This is a genomic window from Paraburkholderia sejongensis (genome assembly GCF_020880815.1).
GTDB classification, from domain to species: domain Bacteria; phylum Pseudomonadota; class Gammaproteobacteria; order Burkholderiales; family Burkholderiaceae; genus Paraburkholderia; species Paraburkholderia sejongensis.
Window position 1 is genome coordinate 23,990 of sequence record NZ_JAJITD010000002.1, and the last position, 23,409, is coordinate 47,398.

A 23,409-nucleotide genomic window follows, 5' to 3' on the forward strand; every position below is an offset into this window, starting at 1 on the left:
TGTTCCGCTGAACCCGGCATTTGCTGGAACCCCGTGTCCATAACGGCTCGTTACAAGGGATCGTTCGGCACAGCTGACAGTTCCCTTCATTCAAACATTTCATCAACCCTTCATATGCCGGATTCGCGACGCGGGTCTTACACTAGTGCCTGTTTTGCGCGGAGAACGCCCGCGCATTCCAGCTGTGATGCAAACTGACCGCGCCCTCTGACGCCCACTATCCACTATGTCCCAGCCCTTCGCTTTCCAGTCTTCCATTCTCTTGCGCCGCGCCAAACGGCTGTGGCGGCAATACGGCGTGTTCTGGCTCGGCGCGATCGCCGTCGGTCTGGTCGCGGTGCTGTACGCGCGTTTGATCGACTGGGGCTACGACGCGTTTCGCGACGTGATGCTGCGCTATCGGTGGGCGCCGCTGCTGATCACGCCCGCGGTCGCCGCGCTCGCGGTGTGGCTCACCCGCAAGTTCTTTCGCGGCGCCGAGGGCAGCGGGATACCGCAGGTGATCGCGACCTTGCATTCGAACACCAGCGAATCCGGCAAGCGGCTGCTCACGCTGCGGATCCTGCTGGGCAAGATCGGCGTGTCGCTGCTCGGCATTCTCGGCGGCTTCACGATCGGCCGCGAAGGACCGACCGTGCAGGTCGGCGCCGCGCTGATGTTCAATCTGCGCCGCTTCTACCCGCGCTCGAATGCGTTGATCGAGCGGCAACTGGTGCTGGCCGGCGCCGCCGCCGGGTTGTCGGCCGCGTTCAATACGCCGCTCGCCGGGATCGTGTTCGCGATCGAGGAACTGACGCGCAGCTTCGAGGCGCGCGCGAGCGGCGTGCTGATCACCGCGATCATCATCGCCGGCGTGATCGCGCTCGGGCTGAACGGCAATTACACGTATTTCGGCACGATCCAGATCGGCGCGCATTTCCCCGACCTGCTCGCGGTGGCGGTGCTGCTGACCGCGCTCGTCACCGGCATCGCGGGCGGCGCGTTCGGCTGGCTGCTGCTCAATACCGCGCGCTGGCTGCCGGCGCCGCTGCGGCAGCTGCACGGCGAGCGGCCGATCGTGTTCGCCGCGCTGTGCGGCTTCGCGATCGCGGTGGTCGGCGTCGCGTCGGGCGGCACCACGTTCGGCAGCGGCTATTCGGAGGCGCGCGGACTGCTCGACGGCCACGAGCAGCTATCGGTGTTCTATCCGTTTCTGAAGATGATCGCGATGGTCGGCTCGTACCTGCCCGGCATTCCGGGCGGCATCTTCGCGCCGTCGCTGTCGATCGGCGCGGGCTTCGGCAATCTGCTGCACATGGTGTTCGGCTCGATGCAACTGCCGATGCTGATCGCGCTCGCGATGGTCGGCTATCTCGCCGCGGTCACGCAGTCGCCGATCACGTCGTTCGTGATCGTGATGGAAATGATCGATGGCCACGCGCTGGTGATTTCGCTGATGGCCACCGCGTTGATTGCGAGCCGCGTCGCGCGGCTGTTCGCGCCGCCGCTGTATGAATCGCTCGCGCAGCGTTATATGGCGCCGCTGCCGCAGCCGGTGCCCGCGCCGGTACCGGAAGTGCCGCAGGTCGAGCCGCTCGAACCGCAGGCGGAAAGCGGCGACGCCACCGCGACGCCGCGCCGCTAACCGGCCCGCGAGAAACGCGCAGCGCGACGCAACGCAACGCGGGACGCGCGCCGCGCCACGCGCGGCGCACAAAGCAAAACGGCCGCGCCAGCAGCGCGACCGTTCCGACACTCCGCCGCTCAGGCCTGCGGAATTTCTATCTTCACTTCGAGCACCTCGAGATCGTCCTGACGCTCGAGGCTCACGCGGATATCGTCGTCGGAGATCTTCACGTATTTCGAAATGACGGCCACCAGTTCGCGTTGCAACGCAGGCAGATAATCGGCGGGCGCGTGACCGCCGGCGCGCTCGTGCGCGATGATCAACTGCAGGCGCTCCTTCGCTACCGACGCGGACTTCTTTTTCTCGCCCAGCAAAAACGAGAGTATCGACATTACGTGCGCCCCCCTTACTTGGTGCCGAAGAGGCGCTGCAGCAGCCCGGGCTTCTGGTAATCGACAAAGCGAAGCGATTTCTGCTCGCCGAGGAAACGCGACACGACATCCTTATAGGCTTCGGCCACGTCGGTGCCGTCCAGATGCACGGCCGGCAGACCCTGGTTCGACGCGTGCAGCACCGCTTCCGACTCCGGAATCACGCCGATCAGATCGATGCGCAGAATTTCCTGGATGTCGGTGAGCGACAGCATTTCGCCTTCGCTGACGCGCTTCGGGTTGTAGCGGGTGATCAGCAGGTGTTCCTTGATCGGCTCCTTGCCTTCGATCGCGCGTTTGGTCTTCGACGACAGGATGCCGAGAATGCGATCGGAGTCGCGCACCGACGACACTTCCGGATTCGTCACGATCAGCGCTTCGTCGGCGAAGTGCATGGCCAGCAGCGCGCCCGATTCGATACCGGCGGGCGAATCGCAGACGATGTATTCGAAGTCCATCGCGATCAGATCGTTGATGACCTTCTCGACGCCTTCCATCGTCAGCGCGTCTTTATCGCGCGTTTGCGAGGCCGGCAGGATGAACAGGTTCTCGCATTTTTTGTCTTTGATCAGCGCCTGGTTCAGGTTCGCTTCGCCCTGGATCACGTTGATCAGGTCGTACACCACACGGCGCTCGCAGCCCATGATGAGGTCGAGGTTACGCAGGCCGACGTCGAAGTCGATCACGGCGGTTTTGCTGCCGCGCAATGCGAGGGCCGATGCAAAACTCGCGCTCGTGGTCGTCTTGCCCACGCCACCCTTGCCCGAAGTCACCACAATGATTTTTGCCATTACCCTTACCTTGTGTTCGTCAAATGCGTCAATTGATGCGCGGCCCGTTGCGCCGCGGCGTCGCGTGCCGCCATCGCCCCGCGGCAGCGCGCGCCATGCGTCGCGTTACGTGAGCCGCAGCGGTTCGATCATCAGTTTTTCCTGGTCGAGCCAGATCTGCACCGGCTTGCCGAGCACGTCGGCCGGCAGCGGGTTCTCGGTGGTTCGATAGATGCCGGCGATCGAGATGAGTTCCGGCTCGAGACACGTGCAGAAGATGCGCGCGTCGTGATTGCCCTGCACGCCGGCCAATGCGCGGCCGCGCAACGGCGCGTAAATATGGATGTTGCCTTCGGCGATCACCTCGGCGCCGTAGCTGACGAGCCCGAGCACGACCAGATCGCCCTTTGCGTAGATGCGTTGGCCGGAACGCAGCGGCTTTTCGACCACCATCGTTTGCGACGAGGTGGCGAGGCGCACCGGTTCGGGGGAGTCGCTCGATGCGGGTGCGCTCGCGGCGGCGCTTGCCGTGGCCGCGTTTGCGTTGGCGGCGGCTTGTGCGTCGCCTGCGTTGCCTGCGTTGCCCTGGTCCGCTGCGGCGGCTGGCGTCGCGCCGTCTTCATCGGCCTGCTTTGCGGGAGCGCCGCGGCGGTCGCGCGCTTCGAGCAGCGGCAACGCCGACTCGGCCGCCCATCCCTGCTCCGCATTCGCGACCACGCCGACCGGACGCATCCGCACGCTGTCCAGCAATTGCGCGATCTCGGCGAGCGGCACGCGCTCATTGCCGGCGAGGCGGCGCACGTCGATCGCGACGACGTCGTTAGCGAAAAACTCGGGAGTCGCCTCGAAGCGCCGGGTCAGTTCGGCACGCATCGCATCGAGGTCGGTCGTTTTGACCACGAACATCAGCGTGTCGACAGAGCCGCTGCGCAGTTCGAAAAAGGGCGATTTCTTGGGCGACATAGCGTTCGGCAAAAAATTTTGCGTATTTTACAGGCGTACGCACGCGCGGCCAGGTTTTTTCCCGCAGAAATCAGCGGTTTTGTGAGCGAGCTGTCGACGTGCGCGTCACACGTGCGCCGGCACTACGCGTGACGGACGGGATGAAGGCGGCGGGAGAAGAACGCAGCGGCTGCGCAAACAGCGGAAGTGGAAGCGGCAGCGGAAGCCGACGCCGAAGCGGCAACGGACGCGGAAGAGCAAGCGGCAACTGCGCTGCACGACGATGAACCCAACCGGCCCAGCCCGCGCGCCGCTCGCAAAGAGTTACTCTGCGGGCGCGCCCGAATCGGCCGGCACGTGCCACACCAGCAGGCTTTCGACCTGCTCGGGCGCACGCTGCACGCGCCGGTGCTCGCCGGCCGGACCGAAGCCGAGCGCTTCGTAAAAGCGCATCGCGTTGCGGTTCGAGTCGGCCACCCACGCGTAGATTTCGGTCGCGCCCGCAGCGGCGAGCCAGTTGCTCGCGGTATCGACCAGCAATTCGCCGCCGCGCAGATGACGCACGGCCGGTGCGACCCACAGTTCGCCAACGAACGCGCGATGCTCGCCGGCCTGATCGAGACGCGCCTCGATCAGGCCGGCCGGATGACCTTCGGTGTACAGGATGAACGTGCCGGCGGTACGCGATACCGCGTGGTCCGCCGCGGTGGCGTCGAAGCTGGCGGCGTCGGCCGACAACGCGTCCTCCAGTGTCGCGCCGAACGCATACGGCGCCTCCCGCAGCGATGCGGTACGGAGCTCGCGAAAAACGGCGCCCTGCTCAGCAGTGATGCGGCGAACGGTCAGTGACGGACTCATGCAGACAAAAACCCCTGGAAACCCTAACGCGTAGCTTTAACCGAACCGGCCGGCGAGTCAATTTATTCTTGCTCGAACCGGACGGCCGCGCGAAGTGTTCGCCGCGGGCGCGAACCAGCTGCACGGCGGCCGTTGCCGGCCGCCTCGACGCTGACTTCGCGCGCCGCGCCCGTGCGCTTACGGCGCCTCGTAGTGGCCGGTGCCGTCCGGCCACGGCGTCAGCAGTTCGTAGCCGGTGTCGGTGACCGCGACCATGTGCTCCCATTGCGCGGACAGCGAGCGGTCCTTGGTGACCACGGTCCAGCCGTCGCGTTGCACCGAAGTGCCGGCGCGCCCCGCGTTGATCATCGGCTCGATCGTGAAGACCATGCCCGGCTTCAGGCGCACGCCCTGCCCCGGCTGGCCGTAATGCAGCACCTGCGGATCCTCGTGATAGACCTTGCCGATGCCGTGGCCGCAGTAGTCGCGCACGATCGAAAAGCCTTCGCGCTGCGCGACCTTCTGGATCGCGTAGCCGACGTCGCCGAGCGTCGCGCCCGGCTTCACCTCGCGGATACCGGCGAGCATCGCCTCGTAGGTCGTATCGATCAGTTGCCGCGCGACCGGGCTCGGCTGGCCGACGCAGTACATCCGGCTGGTGTCGCCGAAATAGCCGTCCTTGATGACCGCGACATCGATGTTGATGATGTCGCCGTCCTTCAGCACCTCGTTGCGATTCGGGATGCCGTGGCACACCACGCTGTTGACCGACGTGCAGACTGTCTTCGGAAAGCCCAGGTAGCCAACGTTTGCGGGGATCGCTTTCTGGGTATTGACGATGTAGTCGTGGCACAGCGCGTCGAGCTCGTCGGTGGACACGCCGGCCTTGATGTGTTCGCCGATCATCGCCAGTACGTCGGCGGCGAGGCGGCCGCTGATGCGCAGCTTCGCGATATCGTCGGGAGTTTTGTAGGTAATGGCCATGAATTCAGTCGGGGTGAGGCGCGAGGCGAAGCGCGAAACGAGCCGCCCGGCCGAATTCCCGGCAGCGCTCAAGCGCCGCCCGCCCGGGCGATTTTGGGGCAATTGTACAGAGGATCGCGGCGCCACCGCGGGCAATCCGGCTAAAGCGGGAGAGGAGGCAGTTCGCAGGTGCCGGGCGGGGAGCCCGGGAGCGGGTCTTTCTGGTTAAGTCCCGGGCCGCGTCAGCGCGTTCGTGCCCGCGCTTTTCGCCATATCGTACGGATCGCGCAGATTGCGCGCGTACTGTTTCGGCGCGAGTCCCGACCAGCGACGAAACGCGCGGATAAACGCCTTCTCCGACGCATAGCCGACGCTCTCGGCGATCTCGATCAGCCGCCGCCGCGGGTCGCGCAGCGCGCCGCTCGCCAGATACATGCGATATGAAGTGAGGTGGCCGATCGGCGTTTCGCCGACCAGTTCGACGAAGCGCGCGCTAAAGCGCGAGCGCGACATGCCGGCCGCCGCCGACAGCGATTCGACGGTCCAGCCGCGCTCCGGCTGCCGGTGCAGCAGCGCGATCGACTTGCCGACCTGCGGGTCCATCAGCCCGCGCAGCCAGCCGGTGTGATTGACCGCCGAGGCCAGATGCGCGCGCAGCAGCTGCACGAACAGCACGTCGGCGAGCCGCGCGGCGGCGACCGCCCAGCCCGGCTGCGCGGCCATCGATTCGCGGATGAACGCCATCAGCGTGCCGGCAAGCCACGGTCCGACCGCCGGGTCGTTCGCGCGCACGTGAATCAGCGGCGGCAGCACGCTGAACAGCGGACTGCGCATCGCCTCGCGGTAAGTCATGATGCCCGTGTACAGATCGCTGACCGAGCCGCCGCCGCCCGCGGTGAAGTGCAGCGGCGTGTCGAAGCTGGGATGGATTCCCTGATCGGCCATCAGGTTGTCGAACGGCACCGGCGTGATTTCCGGCGACGACGCCAGCACGTGCTCGTGCCCATGCGGCAGCAGCACGAAGTCGCCGGTCTCGACGCGCACCGGCTCCATCCCTTCGACGATGACGTAGAACGGATCGCCGAACACGGTGCGAAACGCCGCGCCGTCGACCGCCGCTTTCAGCAATGCCCACGGCGCGGTCAACGAAAAATGGCCGGTCACGACCGCGTCCGCGCGCAGATCCGCGAGAGTGTCGCTAAGCAGGTCCACCGCCATTTCCCGTCTACCCCATGATGTGATTAAAAGCGCTGCTGGATGCCGACCATCACGCCCAGCTGGTTCGCGCCCGGCGTCACCGAGCCGGCCGCCGCCACCGCATTGGCCGCGAGCGGGCTGTTGAACATGTACGCCAGCGACGAATATACCGTGGTGCGCTTCGATAGCAGATAGTTCGCGCGGCCGACGACCATCGTCGAGCTCGACTGCGAGCGGACGATATAGCGCAGGCCCTGGGCGTCGAACGACAGCGCCGGCGTCACGAAGTAGTTCGCGCCGAGAAAGAACAGATCGGTTTGCGCGTGCGTGGCCGCCGACGTGTTACGGCGAATCCAGCCGGCGCCGACCTTGCCGCCGTGATAGGTGAGGTAGCCGTCGACCACCACGCGCTTGTCGGTGTCGTTGCGGCTCGTGAGCGGCGCGCTCGCGCCGGTGCCGCCATACATCACGTCGTACGACGCGGCCGCGCCGCCCCAGCCGGCGTCGTACGCGAGCAGCGCGGTGTACTGGCGGCACGCGAGCGCATCGCCCGCCACCTGACCGCCGCAGTTGGTCGCCGACGGACCGGCCGGCCCCGCCGCGTCGCGGCCGAAGCTATAGGTGCCGCCGACCGTCACGCCGCGGAATTTGCCGAGGTAGCCGACCGCGTTGTCGCTGCGCGCATTCGGCAGATAGGAGTCGAAGTTCGCCATCGAATGGATCGACGGGCCGATCACGTCCGCATTGAGAAGCACGTACATTGACATGTTCATCTGGCGGCCGAGGGTCAGCGTGCCGTAGTCGCTGGTCACGCCGACGTTCGCCTGGCGGCCGAACAGACGGCCGCCGTAGTTCAGGCCGCCGGTCGACGGCGCGAAACCGTTTTCGAGCACGAAGAAGGCCTTGTAGCCGCCGCCGAGATCTTCGACGCCGCGCAGGCCGAAGCGCGACGGCACTTCGCCGGTCAGCGTCGGCATACCGACGAAGCTGCCGCCCTTGGCCGCGTTGTTGTAGTACTCGACGCCGGTATCGACGATACCGTACAGCGTCACACTGCTCTGGCCGAACGCCAGTCCCGCCGTGCCTGCAAGCACCGCTGCCGCGCAGAACTTCTTCATGTTATTCTCCAAGCCGGTTTGAAAGTTGTACTTATTAATCTGGAAGCGAGCCGGACCTTCTCTCGGGCCCGGCTCTTTACTGCGGTTTTTGCTGTGTTGTTTACTGCGGCCTGTCACTGCTGCCGGCGCTCGCGCCGAGCGCCGCGAATGCGAACGCCCATGGCGTCACATCGGCCCGCACGCTCAGTTGGTTTTGCTGCCGGCGAGAATCCACTGCACGACCGTTTGCGCATCGGCGGCGCTGAGCCGGTTCGGCGGCATCGGCACCGCGCCCCACACGCCGGAGCTGCCGTTCTGCACGTGCGCGACCAGCGTCGCGAGCGCGCCGGGCTTGCCCGCGTAACGGGCGGCGACGTCGCGATACGCGGGACCGACCAGCTTTTTGTCGATCGCGTGGCAGCCGAAGCACGCGTGCTGTCTGGCGAGGTCCTGAGCGCGCGCGGCATCGACGGCGGGCTCGGCGTGCGCCGCGCTTACCGCGGTCGCGACGAAAACGGCAACGAAAGGAACGATCAGTGGGCGAATCATGGGATCTCTTTTATTCGTAAAGGTGAAGCTGCGACGGGAAACGGTGAATCGGGAATCGGTGCAACGTGAGTCACGGATCAGCCGCTCAGGCGAGCGGTTGTTCCAGCGGCATCGTGCGCAAACGGGTACCGCTCGCGTGGAACAGCGCCTCAGCGACCGCCGGCGCAACCGGCGGCAACACGACCTCGCCGCAACCTTGCGGCGCGCGATCGCTGTCGACGATCACCACCTCGACCTTCGGCATCTGCGCGAGCGTCAGCAGCGGGTAGTCGGCGAAGTTCTGCTGCTCGACCGCGCGGTCCTTGAAGGTGATCTCGCTCCTGAACGTATTGGTCAGCGCGAAGCCGATCCCGCCTTCCATCATCTGGCGGATCAGCATCGGGTTGATCGCGCGGCCGCAGTCGACCGCGCAGACCACCCGTTCGAGCTTCGCGTTGCCGTTCGCGAGCCGCAGCTCGACGATCACCGCGACGTAGGTCGTGAACGCGCCGCCGCGCCCGGTGTAGAGGCAATACGCGAGACCGCGATGCACGCCGGGCGCCGGCCTGCTCGACCAACCCGCTTTGGCCGCCGCGCGTTCGAGCACCCGCAACGCGAGCGGATCGTCGCGCAGCAGCGTGCGCCGGTACGCGAGCGGATCGATATGGGCCGCATGCGCGAGTTCGTTGATGAAGTTCTCGAGAAAGAACACGCTCGACGTGCTGCCGACGCTGCGCATGAAGCTCACCGGAACCGGCTGCGTGACGGTCACCGAATCGACCGTCAGGTTCGGCACGCGATAGCCGAGGTCGTACAGACCGTCGAGCATCGTTTCGTCCCAGCCGCCGGCTTTCTCGTAGAAGTCGCGTTTGATCGCCCAGTACAGCGACTGTCCGACCACGCGCAGATGCATCGCCTGCGGATAGCCGTCCGCGCCGAGCACCGCGCGCATGCGCGCCGACACGCCGGGTCGATAGAAGCCGTGGCGGATGTCGTCCTCGCGCGAGCGGATTACCTTGACCGGACGCCCGACCGCCTTCGACGCCACCGCCGCGTGAATCACGAAGTCGGGCACGTACTTGCGCCCGAAGCTGCCGCCGAGGAACGTCGTGTTGACGATCACCTTGTCGGCCGGCATTTTGAAAATCGCGCCGAGCGTCCAGCGCACCTTGTCCTGCCCCTGGATCGGCCCCCACACTTCGATCTCGTGCTCGCGCACGTGCACGGTCGCGTTGACCGGCTCCATCGTCGCGTGAACGATGTACGGCGTGTGGTAGTCCGCTTCGACCACTGTGTGCCGGTGAGCGGGGGCGGCGGCGAACTGCGCGGCGGCGTCGCCGATCCGCGTCGCGACGACCGCCTGCTCCGACATCAGCGCGGCCTTGCGCTGCGCGAGGATCGTGGGGCTGTCGAAGGCGGGTGTGGCGGCGTCGTCCCATTGCACATCGAGCGCATCGCAGGCCTTCTTCGCCTGCCAGTAGGTCGCGGCGACCACGATGATCGCGTCCTTCGCCTGCACGACTTCGACGACGCCCGGCATCGCCCGCACCGCGTCGCGATTGCGCACGGCGACCGGTTTGCCGTTCAGCGTCGGCGCCATCTTCAGCGCGCCGTTCAGCATGCCGGGCACGTTCACGTCGACGCCGTATTGCGCGCGGCCGCTGACCTTCAGCGGCGTGTCGAGCTTGCCGAGCGGCTGGCCGATCAGCGTATGCGCGGACTGCGGCTTCAGACGCGGCTGCGGGTCCAGCGGCAGCTTCGCGACCGCGTCGAGCAGTTCGCCATAGCCGACCGAGCGGCCCGTTTGCACGTGAATCACGCGACCGCTTTTTGCCGTGCATTGCGTGGTGCGCACGCCGAGATGCTGCGCGCCGGCCTTCAGAAACGCCGCGCGCGCCTGCGCGCCAGCCGTGCGCAAGCGCGTGTAGAACATCGTCACCGACATCGACGCGCCGACGAACTGCTGCGGCATTTCGTTCGCCGCGGAGATGCGGTACGCGTCGCGGCCGGTGACGAACTCGACGCTGACGCGGCGCCAGTCGGCGTCCATCTCGTCGGCGAGCACCTGCGGCAAGCCGGTGTAGACGCCCTGGCCGACCTCGCATTGCGACAGGCCGATGATCGTGCGGCCGTCGGGATCGACGCGCACCCAGTCGTTGATTTCGTGGAAGCCGTCGGCGCCGGCGAGGGCTGCGCTTCCGGCAGTTCCGGCTGTTTCGGCCGCTTCAGCCGCCGCGCCGTGAGTGCTCCACGCGAGCGGCAGCACGAGGCTGCCGGCGATCGCGAAACCGCTCGCCGCGCCGCGCTTCAGGAATGCGCGCCGGCTCGCACGGCGCGGCTCATCGACGCCTTGCCCGGCGATCTGCGCTGCCGTGCGCTGCGCCGCGCGCTCAGGAATTGGCTGCGACATGGACGGCCTCGCGGATACGGTGATAGGTCGCGCAGCGGCACAGGTTGGTCACGCCCTGGTCGATCTGCGCATCGGTCGGATGCGGATGCTGCTTGAGCAGCGCGGCGACGGCCATCACCATCCCCGACTGGCAGTAGCCGCACTGCGGCACGTCCTGCTTGATCCACGCCTGCTGGACCGGATGCGAGATGTCCGCCGACAGTCCTTCGATCGTGGTGATGTTGCGCCCCGCCACCGCCGATACCGGCAGCACGCACGAACGCGTCGCCTCGCCTTCCAGATGCACGGTGCACGCGCCGCAAGCGCCGATGCCGCAACCGTACTTGGTGCCGGTGAGCGCCGCGGCGTCGCGGATCACCCACAGCAGCGGCGTGTCGGGATCGCCATCGAAATCGAACGGCTTTCCGTTCAGTGTGAATTGCATGCTCGGTCTCCCCTGCAGAAAATCGCCGCCCGCTGTGTCCGTCACGCCGGACGCGATGGGTCAAATTCTTGGGGTGGACGAAATGTCCGGCAATGACACGGCCGCCCGAAAAAGTTGCCGTCCGTCTCGTGCGTGACTGAAAAGCCACAAAAACGGCCGAAACTCGCGTTTTCCCTGGAACGCCTGTGGGCTACGGCAGGACGCTCCTCCGGGCTAAATACTCCGCGCTGCTCTGCCGATATACAGGGACAAATGTTCCTTTGATGACCATTTGTTCCATACAAGAAACGCTTTTAGCTATTCCGGCAACCATGGAGGCGGCCACTTCTCATGAAAAATCTCACGCTCAATGCCCGCATCGCCGCGACGATCGCGTTCCTCGCGCTGCTGCTGATCGCGACCGGCGCGATCGGGATCGTCGGCATGGCCGAAAGCAATCGCGCGCAGCGCGACGCGTATGCGGTGCACTACGCGTCGGTGGTCGCGCTGGGCAAGTCGGGCACCGCGATGTCGCGGGCGCGCTTCGGGCTCGACTGGGCGATGGCCAATCCGCACTCGACGCAACTGGCGATGCAGCTCGAGCGCGCGAACGCCCTGCTCGCGGAATCGGACCGTCGCTGGGCCGAGTTTCGCGCGCTGCCGAAGGCCGGCGAGCTCGCCGCGCTGACCGACGAGCTCGACGCGAAACGCAACGCGGTGCGCCACGACGGCATCGACCGATTGATCGACGCGATCCGCGGCGGCGACACCGGCTGGATGGACGAGAGCCGCGCGCAGCATCTGATCGCGCTGTACACCGCGATGAACACGAGCCAGGGCAAGCTCGAGAGCTACCTGGACAGCGAGGCGAGCGAAGCCGGCGCGCGTTCCAACGCGCTGTTTCACGCGATGCTCGCGACCTGCGCGGCCAGCATCGCGCTCGCGCTCGCGGTCGCGTTTGTGAGCTGGCGCTCGCTGCGTCGCGCGATCATGACGCCGCTCGCGAGCGCGCTGCGGCAGTTCGATGCGATCGCGGCGGGCGACCTGAGCACGCGCGCCGCCGTGCATGCGAACGATGAGATGGGCACGCTGCTGCGCGCGCTGGCGGCGATGCAGGAGCGGCTGCTGGGGACGGTCGCGGCGGTGCGCTCGGGCTCGACCGCGATCGCGTCGGCGACGCAGCAGATCGCCGTGGGCAATCAGGATCTATCGCAGCGCACCGAGCAGCAGGCGGCCTCGCTCGGCGAAACCGCGTCGGCGATGGAACAGCTGACCGCGACCGTGCAGTTGAACGCGAGCAATGCCGAGCAGGCGAGCGAACTCGCGCGCGGCGCGTCGAACCTCGCCGCGCACGGGCGCGACGCGGTCGGCAGCATGATCGAAACGATGCGCGCGATTCACACCGGCTCCGCGCAGATGACCGGGATCATCGGCACGATCGAGAGCATCGCGTTCCAGACGAACATCCTTGCGCTCAATGCGGCGGTCGAGGCGGCGCGCGCCGGCGATGAAGGACGCGGCTTCGCGGTGGTGGCCGGCGAAGTGCGCAGCCTTGCGCAACGCTCGGCGGCCGCGGCGCGCGAGATCGGCGCGTTGATCGCGGATTCGACGTCGAGGGTCGAGCGCGGCGCGGGACTCGTCGAGGACGCGGGCGGCACGATGCAGCAGATCGAAGCGGCGATCACGCGGGTGACGAGCATCGTCGGCGAGATCGCGCAGGCGTCGCGCGAACAGAGCGACGGGATCCAGCAGGTGGGAATTGCGATTACGCAGATGGACGAGGTCACGCAGCAGAATGCGGCGCTGGTTGAGGAAAGTGCGGCGGCGGCTGCGTCGCTGGCGGATCAGGCGAAGGGGTTGAGGGAGGTGATGGAGGGGTTTCGGGTGGGGTGATAACCGTGCGGTGGGCCAGATAAGTTCTGGGCTCGCCGCTTCCCGGCTCCTTGCACACGCAGACCATGAGGTTGGTCCACAGCGAGGACCAACGGGATCGATGTACAAGCAACCAAAAACAAAAAAGCCCCGCAATCACTTGCGGGGCTTTTTCATGAATTTTGGCGGAAAGGGTGGGATTCGAACCCACGGTACGGGGAAACCGTACGCCTGATTTCGAGTCAGGTACATTCGACCACTCTGCCACCTTTCCGGGTATTCCAACTTTACTTCTTTGTCGGATCCAAGCGGGTCGCTGCTTGGGAGAAAAAGATTATAGAACAGTTCGATTCTGTTTTCCAAGCCCCTCGCCGAAAAAACTTTTAAATTTTTGGCAGACCTGGAAGCCCGTGGCCGCACCGTCAGAGGAACCCGGCGCTGCCGGGCAGGCACTCAGTCAGTGTCTGCGCGCGGGCCAGCAACTGTTTCAGGCGGCCGGCACTTCCAGCCGCTCCACCCCACCAAGGTACGGCCGCAGCGCCGCCGGCACCGTCACCGAGCCATCGGCGTTCTGGAAATTCTCGAGCACGGCGACCAGCGTGCGGCCCACCGCGAGACCCGAACCATTGAGGGTATGCAGCAACTCCGGCTTGCCCTGTGCATTGCGATATCGCGCCTGCATCCGTCGCGCCTGGAACGACTCGGTATTCGAGCAGCTCGAAATCTCGCGATAGGTGTTCTGCGCCGGCACCCACACTTCGAGGTCGTAGGTCTTCGCGGCGGAGAAGCCCATGTCGCCGGTGCACAGCGTAATCACGCGATACGGCAGCTCCAGCTTCTGCAGGATCGTCTCCGCATGGCCGACCATCTCTTCGAGCGCGTCGTACGATTTTTCCGGCGCAACGATCTGCACCATCTCGACCTTGTCGAACTGATGCTGACGGATCAGACCACGCGTGTCGCGGCCATACGAACCGGCTTCCGAGCGGAAGCACGGCGAATGCGCGGTCAGCTTGATCGGCAGCTCGCCCGCTTCGACGATGCTCTCGCGCACCGTGTTGGTCAGCGAGATTTCCGACGTCGAAATCAGATACTGCGTGACCGTGTTCTCGTCGCCGCCCTTCTCGACGCGGAACATATCGTCGGCGAATTTCGGCAGCTGGCCCGTGCCGAACAGAATGTCCGGATTGACGATGTACGGCGTGTACACCTCGGTATAGCCATGATGCAGCGTGTGCGTGTCGATCATGAACTGCGCAAGCGCACGATGCAGCCGCGCAATCTGCCCGCGCAACAGCGTAAAGCGCGCGCCCGACAGCTTCGCGCCGGTTTCGAAATCGAGGCCGAGCGGCGCGCCGACGTCGACGTGATCCTTCACCTCGAAGTCGAACTGGCGCGGCGTGCCCCAGCGGCGCACTTCGACGTTGCCGGTTTCGTCGGTGCCGACCGGCACGCTTTCGTGCGCGAGGTTCGGCACGCCGAGCAGCAGATCCGACAGACGCTTCTGGATGTCTTCGAGCTTGACCGCCGACGCCTTCATCTCGTCGCCGATACCGCCGACTTCGGCCATCACCGCCGACGTGTCTTCGCCCCGCCCTTTCATCGCGCCGATCTGCTTCGACAGACTGTTGCGGCGCGCCTGCAGTTCTTCGGTACGGGTCTGGGTATCGCGGCGTTCCGCTTCGAGCGCGGTGAACGCCGCGACGTCGAGGATATAGCCGCGGTCGGCGAGGCGCTTTGCGACGCCGTCGAGGTCTTTGCGCAGCAGCTGGATGTCGAGCATGGGATGGGACGGATGTTCGTTGTATGAAACCGCGATTTTAGCGCACCGGCACGGGCCTCCGGTGCAGCGCCGCCGCACCGGTGCGCACCGCGCGCTCGCGCGGCTGCACGGCGAGAACCAACGCTGCGGCCTTAGCCCTTTTTCGGCTTGTTCTCGCTGCGCCAGCGCGCATCGAGTTCGGCGAGCCGCGCGAGCTTCTCGCCGATCTTGCCTTCGAGCCCGCGCGGGGTCGGCTCGTACCAATGCGGTTCGCGCATCCCGTCCGGCAGATAGGTCTCGCCGGCCGCGTACGCATCGGGTTCGTCGTGCGCGTAACGGTACTCGTGACCGTAGCCGAGTTCCTTCATCAGCCTGGTCGGCGCGTTGCGCAGATGCACCGGCACCGCCCGCGACTGGTCCTTGCCGACGAAGCGGCGCGCCTCGTTGTACGCGTTGTAGCCGGCATTCGACTTCGGCGCGACCGCCAGGTAGATGACCGCCTGCGCGAGCGCCAGTTCGCCTTCGGGCGTGCCCAGGCGCTCATAGGTCTCGGCGGCATCGAGCGTGATGCGCGCGGCGCGCGGATCGGCCAGACCGATGTCCTCCCACGCCATCCGCACGATGCGGCGCGCGAGATAACGCGGGTCCGCGCCGCCGTCGAGCATCCGGCAGAACCAGTACAGCGCGCCGTCCGGGTTGCTGCCGCGCACCGACTTATGCAGCGCGCTGATCTGGTCGTAGAATGCGTCCCCGCCCTTGTCGAAGCGGCGCAGGTTTTCCGCCAGCGCGCTGCCGAGCAGCGGACCGTCGATCTCGGTGGTCTTCTGCTGCGCGGCCGCGCGCGCGACGATCTCGAGATTGTTCAGCAGCTTGCGGCCGTCGCCGTCGGCGGAACCGATCAGCGCGGCGCGCGCTTCGTCGGTGAACGTGAGGCCGCCCAGTTCCCGTTGCGCGCGCTCGAGCAGTTCGCGCTGCTCGTCATCGGTCAGGCTCTTGAGCACGTAGACCGCCGCGCGCGACAGCAATGCGCTGTTGACTTCGAACGACGGATTCTCGGTCGTCGCACCGACGAACACGAACAGTCCCGACTCGACGTGCGGCAAGAACGCGTCTTGCTGGCTCTTGTTGAAGCGATGCACCTCGTCGACGAACACCAGCGTCTGATGGCCGTTCGCGCGATGAATCTGCGCGGTCTCGACCGCCTCGCGGATATCCTTCACACCCGACAGCACCGCCGACAACGCGATGAACTGCGCGTGAAACGCATCGGCCATCAAGCGTGCGAGCGTGGTTTTGCCGACGCCGGGCGGGCCCCACAGGATCATCGAATGGGCTTCGCCGGATTCGAACGCGACCCGCAGCGGCTTGTTCGGGCCGAGCAGATGCGTCTGGCCGATCACTTCGTCGATATTGCGTGGCCGCAGGCGTTCGGCGAGCGGAACATTGGCACGGGTTTCTTCAAACATGACGTTTTGGGGATAATCTCGGCTTTCCGGCTTTTCCGGGCGCTGGCGGACACGGTCCGCGCAGGCGCGGGGCAACGTCCTGCATTATGACAGTGACCGCGTACGCGCGAGAGCCGGCACGGATTCACCGCAACACCAACAGGAACAACCTCAGATGGCTCAAGACTCAGTCGCCGGCGATGCCGGCTCCACCTACGCGCCGCTCACGCCGGTGCCCGAAGCGCGCCGCGCGTTCCGCACCGGCGACGCGTTCGCGCTCTGGTTCTCGCTCGGCATCGGCCTGCTCGTCGCGCAGGCGGGCGCGCTGCTGGTGCCGGGGCTGTCGCTGCCGCACGCATTGCTCGCGATCGCGCTCGGCAGCGTGATCGGCGTCGTGCTGCTCGCGCTCGCCGGCGTGATCGGCACCGACACCGGGCTCGCGGCGATGTCGTCGCTGCGCCCCACGCTCGGTGTGCGCGGCGCCTCGGTGCCGGCGGTGCTGAACATGGTCCAGCTGGTCGGCTGGGGCTCGTTCGAAGTGATCGTGATGCGCGATTCCGCCGACGCGCTCGCGAAGCAGGCATTCGGTCTGTCGATGCCGCTCGTGTGGACCGTGATCTTCGGCCTGCTCGCGACGCTGCTCGCGATCAGCGGCCCTCTGTCGTTCGTGCGGCGCTTTCTGCGCAAGTGGGGCATCTGGCTGCTGCTGGCGGGCGCCGCGTGGCTCACGTGGAATCTGCTCGCGCGCCACAACCTCGCTGAGATGATGCAGCGTCCCGGCACCGGCGAGATGCCGTTCGGCGGCGCGATCGACCTCGTGGTCGCGATGCCGCTATCGTGGCTGCCGCTGATCGCCGACTACACGCGCTTCGGCCGCCGCGCCGGCGAGACCTTCCGCGGCACGCTGGCCGGCTACGGGATCGCCAACATCTGGTTCTACGCGCTCGGCGCGGTCTACGGCCTCGCGGCGGGCGGCGGCGATGCGCTGCTGACGAGCGCGCTCGCGCAGGCCGGCGGCGGCCTCGCGCTGCTGCTGATCCTGATCGACGAGATCGACAACGCATTCGCCGACATCCACTCGGCCGCGGTGTCGACCGGCACGTTCTGGACGCGCGCGAGCGTGCCGCTGCTGTCGGCGGCATTCGGTGCGCTGTGCACGCTGATCGCGCTGCTGGTGCCGATGGCCAAGTATCAGAACTTCCTGCTGCTGATCGGCTCGGTGTTCGCGCCGCTGTTCGGCGTGGTGCTGATGGATCACTTCGTCGTGCGCAAGCGCCGCATCGACGCCGCCGTGCTCGGCGACGTGCGCGGCCGCTATGGCTTCTCGGGCGGCTGGCATCTGAGCGCGTTCGTCGCGTGGGCGATCGGCATTGCGTCGTATCAGGTGATCAACCAGTGGCTGCCGAACCTCGGCGCCACGCTGCCGTCGCTCGCGATCGGCGCGCTGTGCTACTTCGTGTTCGTGTCGGCGCGCAAAACCGCGTATGCGTGAGCGCGCATCGAATTAAACGCGACTGGTTCGCGTGACGCCTGAAAACAAAAAAGACCTGCATTTGCAGGTCTTTTTTATTCGCCGAATCATTCAGTGTCCGGCGATAACCGACACCGCGGCGCCCGTAATAATACCGGGCTAATTCTTCGCCGCTTTGCGCCGGCGCGATTCGACCTTGCGGCACAGGTCCGTCAGCAGCCAGCGGGCGACGGTCTCCGGCCGGTTCGGCGCGTAGGAAGCGAATCTGGTTTCGTTTTCGAAGTGGACGACGACGGTATCCGTCATCACGCGATACGTTCCGGCGTAATTCACGCCATCTAATTCCACGCTCAACACGTGCGTGGTTTCATATTCCGCGAAGGTCAAAGTAAGCGCGATATGTCTAAAAAAGGGACGGTCATTATCCCTTTGACCTCGCGGAAGTCAATTAAATATGCAATCTTTTTGCATATGAACTTATTACCGATCGATCTTTTGCGAAGACTACGCCAGCAGGCCCGGAAATGGGATGGCGTTTTTCTGGCGATATCCGCGTTATTGCGGGCCGAATGCCTCGGCCGGCGCATCGGCGAAACGCTCGAGCGCCTGATTACCTTCCCGATGGGCTTCGGCCTCATCGATAAAGGTTTTGTCGCTATAAGCGACGACCTTGAAGCCGCTGCCCAGCGAGCGCGGAACCGTAATACCCCAATGCCATCCGCCTTCCTGCTCGAATACATGCAGCGACGCAGACCCATTCAGTTCATGTGACGAAGTCGTGTTCATGACATGCCTCACCCCTTTTTGCAAAACACTCAAAGCGACTACTCCTTCCCCAGTGTATGCGTTATTTTGTTGCGTTGCAGCAAAAAATTGTTAGAGAATGCTGCCTAAAAATAATCAGGCGCGTCGACGACGGGCGCAGCCCTTCGCATTTCGCTTAGTCTCGCACTAAACAATTACGCTTGCAGGATCGCGCGAGTTGCTGGAGTGGGATTTTCTGCCCGCAAAAAAAACCGCGCCCGAAAGCGCGGTTCGATCGGCCACCGCTGCAGCGCCGGCACCCGGCGCCAGCAACTTCGCCTAGCCGTTGATCACGTCCGCGCCTTTCGGGACCGTGAACTTGAACGCGTTGGCCGGCAATTGCGGATTCTTCTGGATGTTGGAGAACGTCAACAGCGTCACGTTGCCGAACACGTCGTGCAACTCCATCGCTTCGAGATTGCCGTCCTTGAAGCCGATGCCGACGCGCTCGAATTGCGTGTCCTTCGCCTTCGGCGTCAGTTCGAGCCAGTCGATGCCGGCCTTCACGCCCGCGTCGCGCAGTGTGAAGTTCTTGTCGAGATCGTTGCTGCCGAACAGAATCGCCGCGGGACTCGCGCCGAGCGCGTTGCCGAGGCTGCGCACGGTGACCTGGTTCAGGTCCTTGTCGTACACGTAGAGCTTGTCGCCGTCGGCCTGCAGCAGTTGCGCATACGGCTTCTCGTATTGCCAGATGAACTTGCCGGGCCGCGCGAACGTGAACGTGCCGCTAGAGGTGGTCGGCTTGTTCGGATTCGCGGTGGACAACGCGCCGCTCGCGTTCTGCGCCTTGCTCGGCGCGTGCACTTCCTGCTGCACGAAGTTGCCGTGCGCCGAATGGACCTGCGCGACGAATGCCTTCAGTTGCTCGGTGCCGCTCGCGAATGCGTGCGACGCAACCAGCAGCGACGCGCCGATCGCCACGCTGCCGGCGCCCCGCGCGACGCGGCGCATGAGCTGGCCGAGACGGCCGGTTTGACGCTCTCGTGCGTACTGCTGCGCGATTGCTTGCATAGGGTTTTCTCCGTTGATTGAATTCGGAACCGGGGCCGGTGCGTGCGTCGATATCTGGATCGACCTGGCGGTGAGCCACAACGCCGGACGTTGCGGCCGCAACGAACGCCGCTTATTCGGCTTCGCGCGCCGGCGCCAGAATCTCGCGATTGCCGTTCGACGACATCGCCGACACCACGCCCGAATTCTCCATCTGTTCGAGCAGACGGGCCGCCCGGTTGTAGCCGATGCGCAGATGCCGCTGCACCAGCGAGATCGACGCGCGACGGTTCTTCAGCACCACGTCGACCGCCTGATCGTATAACGGGTCCGACTCGCCATCGGTGGACGCGGTTCCCGCCGAGCCTTCGTCGCCCTCGCCGCTCACGCCGCCTTCGAGAATGCCGTCGATGTAGTTCGGCTCGCCTTGTTCCTTGAGCTTGTCGACGACGCGATGCACTTCGTCGTCCGACACGAACGCGCCATGCACGCGCACCGGCAACCCGCTGCCCGGCGGCAGATACAGCATGTCGCCCATGCCGAGCAGCGACTCCGCGCCCTGCTGGTCGAGAATCGTGCGCGAGTCGATCTTCGAGGACACCTGGAACGCCATCCGCGTCGGCACGTTGGCCTTGATCAGGCCGGTGATCACATCGACCGACGGCCGCTGGGTGGCGAGAATCAGATGGATGCCGGCCGCGCGCGCCTTCTGCGCGATCCGCGCGATCAGCTCTTCGACCTTCTTGCCGACGACCATCATCAGGTCGGCCAGTTCGTCGATCACGATCACGATGTTCGGCAAACGCGTGAGCGGTTCCGGATCGTCCGGCGTGAGGCTGAACGGATTGGGCAGCTTCTCTTCGCGCCTGGTCGCTTCGTCGATCTTGTTGTTGTAGCCGGCGAGGTTGCGCACGCCGAGCTTGCTCATCAGCTTGTAGCGGCGCTCCATTTCGGCGACCGCCCAGTTCAGCGCATGACCGGCCTGGCGCATGTCGGTGACGACCGGACACAGCAGATGCGGGATGCCTTCGTAGACGCTCATTTCGAGCATCTTCGGATCGATCAGGATCATCCGCACCTGTTCGGCGCTGGCCTTGTACAGCAGCGACAGGATCATCGCGTTGATACCGACCGACTTGCCCGAACCGGTGGTGCCGGCGACCAGCAGGTGCGGCATCTTCGCGAGATCCGCGCACACCGGCTTGCCGCCGATGTCCTTGCCCAGACCCATCGTGAGCGGCGACGCGGCATCCGCGTAGACGGTCGAGCCGAGAATCTCCGACAGGCTCACCGTCTGCCGGCGCTGGTTCGGCAATTCGAGCGCCATGTAGTTCTTGCCCGGAATCGTTTCGACCACGCGGATCGACACCAGCGACAGCGAACGCGCGAGGTCCTTCGCGAGATTGACGATCTGGCTGCCCTTCACGCCGGTGGCCGGCTCGATCTCGTAGCGCGTGACGACCGGCCCCGGATACGCGGCGACCACGCTGACTTCGACGCCGAAGTCCTTCAACTTTTTCTCGATCAGCCGCGACGTGAATTCGAGCGTATCCGCGGAGATGGTTTCCTGCGCGGCGGGCGCGGGGTCGAGCAACGAAATGGGCGGCAGCGTCGAGTCGCCGGGCAGATCGGTAAAGAGCGGCACCTGGCGCTCCTTTTCGACGCGCTCGGACTTCGCGGGCGTGGCGAGCGGCGGCACGATCACCACCGGCTCATGCTCCTCGATCCGCACGCGGCCCTTCTCGACCTTGCCCTCGCGCTTGACCGCGGCCGCTTCGCCGAGCTTGCGATCGCGCCCGGCTTCGCGGCGCAGCTTCGCGAACGTCACCGCGGAGATGATCGATTCGCCGACCTTTTCCGCCACCGACAGCCACGAAAAACGGAAGTACAGCGACAGGCCGATACCGAGTCCGAGCAGCAGCGCGAGCGTGCCGCCGGTGAAGCCGAGCGCATGCGAGATGCCGCGCGCGACCGCGTCGCCGACCACCCCGCCCATACTGCCCGGCAGTTGCACTTTGAGCGACCACATCCGCAACGCTTCGATGCCGCTGCACGACAGCAGTACCAGCATGAACGCGAACGCATCCGCGAGCCAGCTGACGCCGCGCGGCGCGGCTTCGTCCTGCGGCTCTTCGTGACCGGTGATGCGTTTGTAGTTGGCGGAAATATGCCGGCCGAGCAGCACGATCCACCAGTAGGAGGACAGCCCGAACAGCAGCAGCATCACGTCCGACGTGCGCGCGCCGACCCGCCCCGCCCAGTTGGCGATGTGATCGGTTTGCGCGGAATGGGTCCAGCTCGGATCGTGTCTGCTGTAGCTGACGAGGGACATCAGCAGGAACACGCCGAGCGCCACCTGCAGAATCCAGCGGATTTCGGTGAAGAGGCGCGACATGCGATGCGGCAATGCCTGCGCGGTCGCGGAATAAGGAGCTTTTGCCATTGATCCTGTTGCCTGGGGTAGCCGGTTCAGGCCGAACTGCCGCCGGGAGCGCGATGCGGCGCCGCGCCGCGCGCGGCTGCGGACCGCTCCGGGCTACCGGAAAATTCGATCCGGCCTATTGTAAACGCTGCGCCCCGCGCAAGGCTGTAAATGACGGTAACTTGGCCGTTGCTCCACGACCGTGCCGGCTAACCGCGCGCCCGGCTTGCACCGCGCCCCTATCGCGGCGATCGGAAAGCTTGATGGCGCAGCCGCCCGCCCCGCCCTTTATAATGGCGCACTAACACCCATCTACTGTTTCAGCTCAAAACCGCCCGGCTTCGCAGTTGCGAACCGCGCGCCGTACAAGGATTCGATCATGCCCGCTACTGCAACGAAACACGCCAAGGTTCTGATTCTCGGTTCCGGTCCCGCCGGTTACACGGCGGCGGTCTACGCGGCGCGCGCCAACCTGGCGCCGGTGCTCGTCACCGGTCTCGCGCAGGGCGGCCAGCTGATGACCACCACCGACGTCGAAAACTGGCCGGCCGACGCCAATGGCGTGCAAGGTCCGGAACTGATGGCGCGTTTCCTCGAACATGCCGAGCGCTTCAACACCGAAATCATTTTCGACCACATCCATACGGCCAAGCTCGACGAAAAGCCGATCCGCCTGATCGGCGATTCGGGCGAATACACGTGTGATTCGCTGATCATTTCGACCGGCGCGTCGGCGCAGTACCTGGGCCTGCCGTCGGAAGAAGCGTTCATGGGCAAGGGCGTGTCGGCCTGCGCGACCTGCGACGGCTTCTTCTATCGCCAGCAGCACGTCGCCGTGATCGGCGGCGGCAACACCGCGGTCGAGGAAGCGCTGTACCTCGCCGGCATCGCGAAGAAAGTGACCGTGATCCATCGCCGCGACAAGTTCCGCGCCGAGCCGATCCTGATCGACCGCCTGCTCGCGAAGGAGAAGGAAGGCGTCGTCGAGATCAAGTGGAACCACGTGCTCGACGAAGTGACCGGCGACCAGTCGGGCGTGACCGGCCTGCGCATCAAGCACACGCAAACGGGCGAAACGACCGACATCGCGCTGCAAGGCGTGTTCGTCGCGATCGGCCACAAGCCGAACACCGACATCTTCGAAGGCCAGCTCGAGATGAAGAACGGCTACATCATCACGAAGGGCGGCCTGAACGGTTTCGCGACCGCGACCAGCGTGCCGGGCGTGTTCGCCGCCGGCGACGTGCAGGACCACATCTACCGTCAGGCGATCACCAGCGCGGGCACCGGCTGTATGGCCGCGCTCGACGCGCAGCGCTATCTCGAGACCATCAACGAGATGGCCGGCGAGCACGCGATGAGCGCGGAAGCGGAGCGTTGAACCGCCGCGCGACGGTAAAATGACGGCGGGGCGCTGCCCGGCTGTTTGAAACACCAGAGAAGGCCGCGGCTGAAAAGC

General features: G+C 65.5%; 20 protein-coding genes and 1 tRNA gene. 4 read left to right on the forward strand and 17 right to left on the reverse strand.

Annotated elements, in window-relative coordinates; all coding sequences use genetic code 11:
- The first annotated feature begins 226 nt into the window (after nucleotides 1–226).
- On the forward strand, nucleotides 227–1,624 hold the full coding sequence (locus tag LJ656_RS03665; RefSeq protein WP_230507930.1) for a chloride channel protein: 1,398 nt from the start codon (nucleotides 227–229) through the stop codon (nucleotides 1,622–1,624).
- Nucleotides 1,625–1,743: 119 nt separating this feature from the next.
- Here LJ656_RS03665 and minE read toward each other — a convergent pair whose 3' ends face one another.
- The 10 genes from minE to LJ656_RS03715 all read right to left on the reverse strand — a co-directional run bounded on the left by minE (nucleotide 1,744) and on the right by LJ656_RS03715 (nucleotide 11,205).
- On the reverse strand, nucleotides 1,744–1,998 hold the full coding sequence (minE, locus tag LJ656_RS03670; protein ID WP_008922443.1) for a cell division topological specificity factor MinE: 255 nt from the start codon (nucleotides 1,996–1,998) through the stop codon (nucleotides 1,744–1,746).
- Nucleotides 1,999–2,012: 14 nt separating this feature from the next.
- Nucleotides 2,013–2,828 carry a septum site-determining protein MinD gene (gene minD, locus LJ656_RS03675; protein ID WP_013088749.1) on the reverse strand — a complete coding sequence of 272 codons (816 nt, stop codon included), beginning with the start codon at nucleotides 2,826–2,828 and terminating at the stop codon, nucleotides 2,013–2,015.
- 105 nt (nucleotides 2,829–2,933) lie between these two features.
- Entirely contained in the window at nucleotides 2,934–3,770 is an 837-nt protein-coding gene (minC, locus tag LJ656_RS03680) for a septum site-determining protein MinC (RefSeq protein ID WP_230507931.1), read from the reverse strand.
- 303 nt (nucleotides 3,771–4,073) lie between these two features.
- Entirely contained in the window at nucleotides 4,074–4,607 is a 534-nt protein-coding gene (locus LJ656_RS03685) for a GNAT family N-acetyltransferase (RefSeq protein ID WP_230507932.1), read from the reverse strand.
- Between the two features lie 177 nt (nucleotides 4,608–4,784).
- Complete coding sequence (gene map, locus LJ656_RS03690; protein WP_230507933.1) at nucleotides 4,785–5,570, reverse strand: type I methionyl aminopeptidase; 786 nt, start codon at nucleotides 5,568–5,570, stop codon at nucleotides 4,785–4,787.
- A 204-nt stretch (nucleotides 5,571–5,774) separates the two neighbouring features.
- Nucleotides 5,775–6,767, reverse strand: a complete 993-nt coding sequence (locus LJ656_RS03695) for an AraC family transcriptional regulator (RefSeq protein WP_230507934.1) — start codon at nucleotides 6,765–6,767, stop codon at nucleotides 5,775–5,777.
- 23 nt (nucleotides 6,768–6,790) lie between these two features.
- Complete coding sequence (locus LJ656_RS03700) at nucleotides 6,791–7,864, reverse strand: porin (RefSeq protein ID WP_230507935.1); 1,074 nt, start codon at nucleotides 7,862–7,864, stop codon at nucleotides 6,791–6,793.
- A gap of 183 nt (nucleotides 7,865–8,047) precedes the next feature.
- Nucleotides 8,048–8,392, reverse strand: coding sequence for a c-type cytochrome (locus LJ656_RS03705; RefSeq protein ID WP_230507936.1), 345 nt, complete (start codon nucleotides 8,390–8,392; stop codon nucleotides 8,048–8,050).
- Between the two features lie 85 nt (nucleotides 8,393–8,477).
- Nucleotides 8,478–10,781, reverse strand: a complete 2,304-nt coding sequence (locus tag LJ656_RS03710; protein ID WP_230507937.1) for a xanthine dehydrogenase family protein molybdopterin-binding subunit — start codon at nucleotides 10,779–10,781, stop codon at nucleotides 8,478–8,480.
- Nucleotides 10,762–11,205 carry a (2Fe-2S)-binding protein gene (locus LJ656_RS03715; protein WP_230507938.1) on the reverse strand — a complete coding sequence of 148 codons (444 nt, stop codon included), beginning with the start codon at nucleotides 11,203–11,205 and terminating at the stop codon, nucleotides 10,762–10,764. Before LJ656_RS03715 ends, LJ656_RS03710 begins: the two co-directional genes overlap by 20 nt.
- 330 nt (nucleotides 11,206–11,535) lie before the next feature.
- On the opposite strand from LJ656_RS03715, the gene LJ656_RS03720 reads away from it, so the two are divergent.
- Entirely contained in the window at nucleotides 11,536–13,077 is a 1,542-nt protein-coding gene (locus LJ656_RS03720) for a methyl-accepting chemotaxis protein (protein ID WP_230507939.1), read from the forward strand.
- Nucleotides 13,078–13,239: 162 nt separating this feature from the next.
- Here the strand turns inward: LJ656_RS03720 and LJ656_RS03725 are convergent.
- The 3 genes from LJ656_RS03725 to LJ656_RS03735 all read right to left on the reverse strand — a co-directional run bounded on the left by LJ656_RS03725 (nucleotide 13,240) and on the right by LJ656_RS03735 (nucleotide 16,284).
- Nucleotides 13,240–13,330: transfer RNA gene (locus LJ656_RS03725), tRNA-Ser, on the reverse strand.
- A gap of 213 nt (nucleotides 13,331–13,543) precedes the next feature.
- On the reverse strand, nucleotides 13,544–14,839 hold the full coding sequence (gene serS / locus LJ656_RS03730) for a serine--tRNA ligase (protein WP_230507940.1): 1,296 nt from the start codon (nucleotides 14,837–14,839) through the stop codon (nucleotides 13,544–13,546).
- Between the two features lie 131 nt (nucleotides 14,840–14,970).
- Nucleotides 14,971–16,284, reverse strand: coding sequence for a replication-associated recombination protein A (locus tag LJ656_RS03735; protein ID WP_230507941.1), 1,314 nt, complete (start codon nucleotides 16,282–16,284; stop codon nucleotides 14,971–14,973).
- 154 nt (nucleotides 16,285–16,438) lie between these two features.
- On the opposite strand from LJ656_RS03735, the gene cytX reads away from it, so the two are divergent.
- Nucleotides 16,439–17,755, forward strand: a complete 1,317-nt coding sequence (gene cytX / locus LJ656_RS03740) for a putative hydroxymethylpyrimidine transporter CytX (protein ID WP_230507942.1) — start codon at nucleotides 16,439–16,441, stop codon at nucleotides 17,753–17,755.
- Between the two features lie 138 nt (nucleotides 17,756–17,893).
- Here the strand turns inward: cytX and LJ656_RS03745 are convergent, their stop codons facing one another.
- From LJ656_RS03745 to LJ656_RS03760, 4 genes are all read right to left on the reverse strand, one after another.
- Nucleotides 17,894–18,121, reverse strand: a complete 228-nt coding sequence (locus LJ656_RS03745; protein ID WP_230507943.1) for a hypothetical protein — start codon at nucleotides 18,119–18,121, stop codon at nucleotides 17,894–17,896.
- A gap of 168 nt (nucleotides 18,122–18,289) precedes the next feature.
- Nucleotides 18,290–18,520, reverse strand: coding sequence for a hypothetical protein (locus tag LJ656_RS03750; protein ID WP_230507944.1), 231 nt, complete (start codon nucleotides 18,518–18,520; stop codon nucleotides 18,290–18,292).
- A 297-nt stretch (nucleotides 18,521–18,817) separates the two neighbouring features.
- Entirely contained in the window at nucleotides 18,818–19,549 is a 732-nt protein-coding gene (gene lolA, locus LJ656_RS03755) for an outer membrane lipoprotein chaperone LolA (protein ID WP_230507945.1), read from the reverse strand.
- A gap of 112 nt (nucleotides 19,550–19,661) precedes the next feature.
- Nucleotides 19,662–21,971, reverse strand: coding sequence for a DNA translocase FtsK (locus LJ656_RS03760; protein ID WP_230507946.1), 2,310 nt, complete (start codon nucleotides 21,969–21,971; stop codon nucleotides 19,662–19,664).
- Between the two features lie 358 nt (nucleotides 21,972–22,329).
- Between LJ656_RS03760 and trxB the strand changes: the two genes are divergently transcribed.
- Nucleotides 22,330–23,331 (forward strand): thioredoxin-disulfide reductase, encoded by a 1,002-nt coding sequence (gene trxB / locus LJ656_RS03765; protein ID WP_230507947.1) that lies wholly within the window; start codon nucleotides 22,330–22,332, stop codon nucleotides 23,329–23,331.
- Nucleotides 23,332–23,409: the final 78 nt, after the last annotated feature.